The following is an 8997-nucleotide window of genomic DNA, read 5'->3' as shown; positions in this document are numbered from 1 at the left end:
ATGATTTAGATCTACTGGATGCCGCGGACAAGCCGCGGCACGTAGGCGGCTGGTGAAATGTCAACAGACCCTAGTCTAAAATCAAGGAGATAATTTCGTGGCTATTCTTAAAATGCCCATATTGGGAACACCTAAACAGCATTAATCAGGGGATTTTGTAGGAAAAATTACTATGCGGATTTGAAGTGGTAAACGGTTCAGTAAAAAATAATACTATTCTCGATTTACTGATGGATGAAAGTGGTTTTATACGGCTGCCTTAGTGGTCAAAAACTATAATAAAGGTTTAACTCTCTTTGTACTGCGTTTGCAACAAAAATGCAAAACCCCAAAAACAATTATATATGCACTGTTATGCGAAAATTGGCTTTGGGGTCCTTAAAAATAAACAGCCTTTTAATCAACATTGGATTGATTTTAAAGACAGTATCTACAATATTCCTGTACGTATTTTTCGGCGCTATTTTCGTTCAAAATACGCCAAACATAACCATTTAAACTACTGACTACTGTAAGTCAGTAACTGTAATTACAGAAGAAACACCTTGTGCTTTCGTATTAGGATTATACATCGCTTCTGCATAAGCAGGAGGAACAATGTATTTTCCAATGTTAACCGCCTTAATTTTATAAACAATTTCTTTTGCAGAAGAATCTATGCCACCAAAGAAATTTACCCGATCTTCACGTATATCTATATAATCCATAGTATTATTTTTTACTGAATCGTTTACCACTTCAAATCCGCCAGGTAAAAGATCTTCAATTGCGATATTGGATAGATAATCGCTTTCTAAAGCACGAATTTGGATGTGTACTTCAATTTCGCTTCCTAGGGGGGTTGAACTAATCGCGTTCCCTTTACTATCTTTATATTCCCGGAAAATTTCTAGGCCTTGTTTTAAAGGTGTATCTGGCATAATTCGGTTAAAACCAGATTGCATAAGCTGATAGAAAAATGTTTTTTCATCAGGATTATTAAATCGTATTTTTTGTACCGCATTATCAACTTCGGTTTTTTGATAATTTGAATTAGTAATGGGGATATTAATTTCCTGATTATTCTTCATAATCTTTGTCATTGATAAAGCAGATGCAGTGTCATTAGATAAATTTTGATGATAAGCACCTAATGCAAGACTTGTATAGCCGGACAATACTGTATTTATTTCATTATTATTAATTGCTTCAATTAATCGCATTAATAATTGATCCCCTACTTGTGGCAATAAATTAGGGAAATGTTTCGCGACAATATATAAGTATTGAGCATCTGCTATAGCACTATTATAAAAATCAGTCACATATGCTTGGTTGTTCTGCGGCTTATATAGACCAATTAATTGATTTGCTTCATCATGACTTTGTAGCAGTTGATAAGAAGCAGCAATATAGATTGTGGTAATATCTTTTTGCCATGCTTTTGTTTTGTCTTTTTCTAAATACAATTGCAGGTTTGCCAGATAGTTTGTAGTTACAATTTCATTGCGTGTTAAAATATAAATTGCATAAGCTTGAATTCTAGCTGCTTCCATATCTGAAACATTTTGACTTGCTAATGTTTTAAGATAATTAATACCGTTAAAGAATAAATCATTGGGGACATTAAATCCTTGGGTTCTTGCTTCAGTTAGAAAGTGCATTGCATAAACACTTGCAAAGTCGTTGCCTTGATTATCGCCAAGTCCAGGCCAATAACTAAAAGCCCCATTAGACATCTGGCGCTGGCTTAGCATTTGGACCGTTGCATTTACTTTTTCATGCACTTCTTTTGTTTCTTCGCCAAATCCAGTCTGATTATTCATGGCTAACAAGGGTAGGGCTTTACTGGTTAATTGTTCTGTACAGCCATAAGGATAATTATCAAGATAACGTTGTAAGCCAAAAACCAGAATCATTGGGCTTGTCGAAACAGTAGCATTCACTTTTCGATATTCAGGATAAAGTGTTTGCATGATATCGAGTGTTTTTTGTTTTTCTGTTGATTTGCCACTCGTGATATAGGTGCTGAGGGGCATTGCTGGTCTGACACTAAGGCTGGCGCTCATTGTACTGGATTTATCACCCATACTTGTCTTAAAGTTGAGCTTTGCTGCACCTAATTGAGATGTTGCTTTCAGTTTAAAATGTACCGTTTGTTCATGGCCTTCGGCAATTTCTAAAGTTTGTGTCGCTGAGCCAATAATTTTGAGTTCGGGTGAGGTGCTTAAATCAACACGAATAGATGCATGTTCTCCCGAATCCTTAACATTATTAGCAATCGATGATGATACTTCAAATTCATCTCCTGGAGCGACAAACGTGGGGACATTGGGATTAATAATAAAATCCCCTCGTATTTCGGCAGAGGTTTCTTGTGAACCAACAGAGTCAGAGGATACCGCAACAGCCATAACTCGTAATGTACCATTGAAATAATCCGGAACTTGATAGACTAATTGATGATTACTGGGGTCTGTATCTACGATGCCGGACCAATAGGCGACAGGTAACTCAGTTTTTCTCTTAAACGGATTAAGACGGCTTGCCATGCCTTCCTCACCATTATCTCCGCCAACAGCAGAAAGCTCTCGATCTTGAATAAATTTGGGCATTATTTGATCTACTGTTTGTTGCGTTAAAACTTCTAGTGCATGTTTTTGAAAAAAGAATGCTAATGGATCAGGTGTTTCATAGCGTGCGACTTGAAGAATACCTTCATCTACTGCAAAAACAATAATTTTTCCGGGTTTATCCGTATGATAATTGATGGTAAATGGTTCCCCAGGACGGGCGACTTTTTCAGTCAGTAAGTCAATTTTTATATCGTGGTTATCATGATTAACAGAAAATGGAACAACGCTATAACTAAGTGGACTGATAAAAATTTCAGGTGAATTCCAGTCGCGAATGAAGGCAACATTGATGTAGCCATCTCCTTGAAAATCAGCAGGAATATGAATGGTTTGTATTGAGTTGGTTGTATCTGTTTTAAACCATTGTGCTGCATAAACCTTATCACGTTCAATTGTAATCAAACCTGATCCAGTGTAGGGAGATGTGATTTGGATTTCGATGTCCTCATTGACTTGGTATTCAGGCTTATTTAATTTAATCGATAACTCTGCATTCTTAGCCAAAGGTTGTTGGCTTGCACCTACAACACTAAATTTTAGTTGATTAAGAACGACATCATCTTTACCTAAAACATTTAAAGAGAAATTACCAATTTGTTGGGTTGGTAAAGTATAGTCAGTACCTTGTTCTGTAATGTTAAATGGAGTGGTATTTAGTACTTTAGATTGGATAATCGATTGATATTGATAGGTTCCATCTGGTTTTTTAACTAAAGTGGTTATAGGCTGCAACGAAATAAGTTGGATTTTTAAATCTTTTACTTCTTCTTTATTTAATTGGGGATTTACAGCAATATAATGAATGCCACGTGCACTATTTTGTTTGATAAATGATAAGTCACCATCAGGTTTGTATCCAACAAAATAGGGCAGAGGGCTGATTAATGCCTTAGATTGGTTTGTGACGCTGCGACCACCTTCTGCTTCAAAACCCTCCGCGAAAAAGGTAAGTTGGTAGGTTGCTTTTTCATAACGGTCAAGGTTTAAATCAAACTCTGCTTCACCTTTATCATTTGTTGTAATGTCGGATAATGTTTCTGTAAATACTTTAGGAGGTTTTTTCGGATCCAACAATGGATCAACAAATACATAATCAGGATATTTTTCAAATTCAACTTTCTGTGGTACGAGCAAAATTTTAGCGCTTATTCTTCGATGAGCAGCAGGTGCGCCATATAAATTCCAAAGATTGACTTCACCTTTTAATCCGGTGGGTGAACTCCATCCTGAAGAAGGTTTTGGAGACAACTGTGTAGTAATTCTCATCCTATCAGGTAGGAACTCAGAAACGCGTATGGTTGTTGAACCGAGAAGATTTTGGGGATAACCATCTTTGACTAAATATAGATTAACCATATACTGACCAGTTGGAGAGTTAGCATTGGTTGTAAAATCAAGATCCATATAACCTAAGTCATTGAGGGTAATTTTTTCATCTTTTATTGTAGTTCCTCTTGAATCAACTACAGAAACTTGCAAAGGCAATCCAGCAGGTTGAGGTTGTGCATAAGCTTGCTTTACTATCATACCAATATGGACAGAATCACCTGGTCTATAGATACCTCTGTCAGAAAAAAGATAAGCACTTAAACTATGTAGTTCTTGATTGTATGTATAGAGTCCGCCAATATCAAATTTAGAGAAATTTAATTGTCGATTTGCATTATTATAAGGAATGAACGAGACATCATTATTCAATTGCGCTAAATAGACTGTTGGTTCTCTATCATCAATAAAATCTTTTAACGATGGGAAGGTGGCTCGCCCTTGAGAATCTGTTACTCGAGACAAGATAGGCAAACCATTTTTACCTAAAACAGTGACAGTTGCATTAGCAACTGGTGTTCCTTGCGTTATTGAATCAACAAAAACATCATGGCTACCATCATTATTATCTTTTACTAATAAGGCCAGATCTGTAATCAATATCATACGACTTGCTTTTACATCTAATGCCGTTTTGTTAGCTACATCCCATCCAGTAGCTTGTAATAAAAAGAGTCCTTGTGGGCCCAGCGTATTCGTGCTCATTGTAAGATACTTATTAAAGTCAAGAGCAGTATACTGTTGTTTTGCTAAATCAGAGGCATCAAACTCTTGAGTTTCTGAAGAGATTTGGCTGATATTCTGTTGGTTAAAGGTTGGATTAATGAAATAGGGGTTATTAAAATCACCTTGGGTTTGAGTAATTAATTGATTGACGTTTTCAGGCAAAACTCGAGCAAAATCAAATTTTACAGCAGGTACCCCCCGAACAAGTACGGAAAGTTTTTTCTCACTGCTTAAGGCTAATAATGAACCTTTATGTAAAAAACTAATTTCTTTAGGAATAGCTGGAACAGGAATAACCGCTACATATTCATTTCCTAAAGTAAAGTTTCCAAATCCCTGCATTCCTTTATCAATTTTTATATAAATGTATCGTGGAGTTTCAGCTTTAAATTTAAAACTATGGAGGGCAGAATAGTTTTGTTCTGTGGGGAGTGCTTCTCTATTTAAAGGAGTTGCTAAAGACAGTACGGTTTGGGTTACTTCGCCTGGATTTTGCCATTGATAATTTTCTTTAGCTTCTTCTGCAACAGTTGCAGGTTTATCTTTAGGAAGCAAGAAAATGTGCACCGATTTATTAAATTCATTTTCATTGATGCCTAAAGAGGTTTCGATTGTAAGAACTTGCTCAGGCCTGTCTTTATCATTGCGAACGATTGAAGCAGATGCGGAGATAATTTTTAAGAAATCTTGGGCACTGGGTATTAAGAGATTCTGAGTGAGTTCATGTTGTAAATGAGCAGAGTCAGTTGAGGAAGTTATTTCCTTATTTAAAGTTAAACGTAAATAGCGAGTCACATTATCTATTTTTATTGTTTCGGAATGCAGATAGGCAACACGCTTATTTTTATCATAAGTTAAGGTAAAAGATTGTTTTGCTGCAGTTGTACCTGGTTTTGCTTGATACATTAATGAAGTATTTTTCTCCAGGGTTTTGGGGTTTACTGGATAATTGAACTCTATTGTGGCTACTGCGTTTCTAATTTCGGCATGTACTGGATCTTGATAGAGTTTAAATTCAGTAATGGTTCCTTGGAAAGGATTAGTATGAAATGAATAATCATAACGCTCCATATTTGCATTTGTTGTGAAAAAATCTGGTGCAAAATGAATCGTAAATTTCTGTCCTGCAGGCCAATCTTCAGAGGGAGTAAAGACTAATTGACTGTCTGTATTCCAAGTCCATGTTCCAGGTATATCAGGGGTCATCTCTATACCATGAGTGACTGTTTTACCTATTTCACTCAGTGGTGCAACGGATTGATTAATAAATCCATTATTTTTTATTCCAAAATCAATAATTAAATTATTAGGTACTAATTGTTCTTCAGTATTTGGTGTGATATCAGGTACTGTAATTTGCGCAATAGTATAAATTGGTTTTGGTAAGTTTTTATACCAATAGACTGTATAACCTGCTGCAATTAAAATAAGAATGAGTAAAAAACTACCTCCCCAAAACATTTTAGGAGATGATTTTGATTTATTGCAAAGATAATTCACCCATGGAGGGCTTCGCCAATTTAATTTGCCAAATACAGATGAAAATGCATTTAGAATTAAAGAGAGTGGACTTTTAGTCATAGTTTATCCCATATGGTGAAAACTTATTGAAAATTTTTGCATCTATTTTATACTTTTTAGTGCATAATAGCGACTATGAACAAAACATTTAAACTCTTAAGCATAATCTTTGTTGGGCTATTTGTCAGTGCATATTTAATAATATTTTTTTTACCAAAACCGCTGCTATTGGAAAGTACTCGTTTTTCGCGAGCAGTTTATGATGATCACCATCAGTTATTAAGATTAACTTTAAGCCAAGACGAAAAATATCGACTTTTTACACCTTTATCGCAAATCTCAAAACAACTCATTGATGCGACATTGTTACAAGAGGATCAGTATTTTTATTGGCATTATGGAGTTAATCCTTGGGCGACAATAAAGGCGATTTGGCAAACTTATGGTGTGCAATCCCGCAGAGTCGGTGCGTCAACGATTACGATGCAAGTTGCACGTATGCATTACGGTTTAAATTCAAAAAAAATAACAGGGAAATTCATCCAGATTATTCGCGCCATACAAATTGAAATGCATTATAGCAAAGAACAAATATTAGAGGCATATTTAAATTTGGCTCCTTATGGTGGCAATATTGAAGGAGTGGGAGCCGCAAGTTTGGTTTATTTTGGAACTTCAGTAAATAAGATTACTTTACCACAAGCTTTAACCTTGAGCATCATTCCTCAAAATCCAGGGAAAAGAACGCCAAACAATAAAGAGCTACGTAAAATTAGAGCCCATTTATTAACGCGTTGGCTACATAAACATCCTGAGGACGTCAATAAAAAGGGGATGTTTGATTTACCTTTGGTCATGCAAAATATTCGTGCCCTCCCATTTAACGCACCCCATTTTGCGAATGCACTGCTACAAGATGCAACACTCAGGCAGCAGGCTATTGATACAACTTTAGATTACCGCACGCAAATGATTATCGAGCGGATTACACGCCATTACCTTGCGAGAAAAAAAGGTATGGGCGTAAATAATGCGGCGATTTTACTTTTAGACACCCGAGATATGGGGATCAAAGGTATGTTAGGCTCCACCGACTTTTTTAACCAAAGTATTAGTGGTCAAATTAATGGTACAGAAACCAAACGATCACCTGGGTCGACGCTTAAGCCCTTTATTTACGGTTTGGCTCTAGATCAAGGTTTAATTCATCCAAATACTGTTTTAAAAGATGTGCCTCATAGCTTTAATGGTTATAATCCAGAAAATTTTGATTATGATTTTATGGGGCCAATTAAGGCTAAGGATGCATTGGTTCTCAGTCGCAATATCCCTGCAATTTATCTTGCAAGCCAATTGACAAATCCAACGTTGCATCAATTGTTAGAGAAAGCGCAAATAAGCCAGCTGCGCTCAGAATCCTTCTACGGCCTTTCTTTAAGCTTAGGTGGTGTTGAGTTAACTATGAAGGAGTTGGTTGGATTATACGCCATGTTGGTTAATGATGGTCTTTGGTATCCCATTCGTAGTATTAAAGATGAAGTAAAAGCTAAAGGAATTCGTTTATTAAGTCCTGAAGCAAGTTACCTTGTATTAGATATGTTGCAAAACACGCCGCAATTAGACTATCTCCCTCGAGGAGGAACACAGCTACCAGTTGCTTGGAAAACTGGAACATCATCAGGTTATCGTGATGCCTGGACAATTGGTGTATTTGGTCCTTATGTTTTAGCAGTATGGATAGGAAACTTTGATAATAAAGCCAATCCTGCGTTTATTGGTAAAGATATTGCTGCTCCATTGTTCTTTGAACTTATTGATGCATTAAAACAAGAGCGAGGGCCCGTTCGAGCATTAGATAAATATCCAGAACAAATGAATCTGAAAAAGATAGAAATCTGTAAAGCTTCTGGAATGTTACCAACGCGCTATTGCCAAGATACGGAATGGAGCTGGTTTATTCCAGGAAAATCACCTATAAAGACCGATATAATTTATCGAGAAGTGGCCATTAATAGCAAAACAGGTTTGCGAACGTGCCATATTGATGCAAATACACGTTTCGAAATTTTCGAATTTTGGCCTTCTGATTTACTCAATATTTTTAAGAAAGCTGGAATACAAAGACACTCTCCACCTTTTTTTGAACCTGATTGCGCGCTATCTGGAAATGCGAGTATTAATCCACTCATCACTTCGCCTCAAAATGGAATTACTTATATTATTCGTGCTGACTCTCAGCAAAATAATACCATTCCACTTACTGCCGTGACTGATGCAGGAGTTGCTTATGTATATTGGTTTATCAATGAAACATTCATTGCAAAAACTAAAGCAGGGGAATCTTATTTATGGAAAGCAAAACCTGGTAAATTTGTTGTTCGAGCAGTCGATAACCATGGTCAATCTGCTGCTCGCGATATTAATGTTCAATTAGATAGTTAAAAAAATTTCTATATAAATATTAAAATTATGGAGATGAGCACCATTTAATTACAGTATATTTTTAATATCATGGCTTCCAGAGTTAAGCCTGGCCCAAATGCACAACTAAAAACATTTTGATTATCGTCTTTAATAGTTAATTTATCCCAAATTTTTTTCAAAACAAACAATATAGTTGCAGAAGACATATTTCCATAATTTCTTAATACTTCATAAGCATGTTCATTCTTTTGAGTGGGGATGTTTAATGCTGCTTCACATGCCTGTAGAATTTTCATACCGCCAGGATGAATTGCATAATGATGAATATCATCAAAGGAAGAATGCGATTGTTGCAATAGTTTTTCAGTAAACATAAAGATCCCTG

3 protein-coding genes are annotated in these 8997 nt (G+C 36.0%); 1 reads left to right on the top strand and 2 read right to left on the bottom strand.

Going from position 1 to position 8997, the window contains the following annotated elements:
- Positions 1-506: 506 nt before the first annotated feature.
- Positions 507-6248, bottom strand: a complete 5742-nt coding sequence (locus Lsan_RS09130; RefSeq protein WP_058514099.1) for an alpha-2-macroglobulin — start codon at positions 6246-6248, stop codon at positions 507-509.
- 75 nt (positions 6249-6323) lie between these two features.
- On the opposite strand from Lsan_RS09130, the gene pbpC reads away from it, so the two are divergent.
- Positions 6324-8630, top strand: coding sequence for a penicillin-binding protein 1C (gene pbpC, locus Lsan_RS09125; RefSeq protein WP_058514098.1), 2307 nt, complete (start codon positions 6324-6326; stop codon positions 8628-8630).
- A 44-nt stretch (positions 8631-8674) separates the two neighbouring features.
- Here the strand turns inward: pbpC and Lsan_RS09120 are convergent.
- The coding region (locus Lsan_RS09120; protein ID WP_272947145.1) for a 3-oxoacyl-[acyl-carrier-protein] synthase III C-terminal domain-containing protein at positions 8675-8997 on the bottom strand (323 nt) is incomplete at its 5' end.

It is taken from the genome of Legionella santicrucis, assembly GCF_001468135.1.
Classification (GTDB): domain Bacteria; phylum Pseudomonadota; class Gammaproteobacteria; order Legionellales; family Legionellaceae; genus Legionella; species Legionella santicrucis.
The sequence above is the reverse complement of the archived record's forward strand: the minus strand, read 5'-3'. Positions and strand labels throughout refer to the sequence as shown.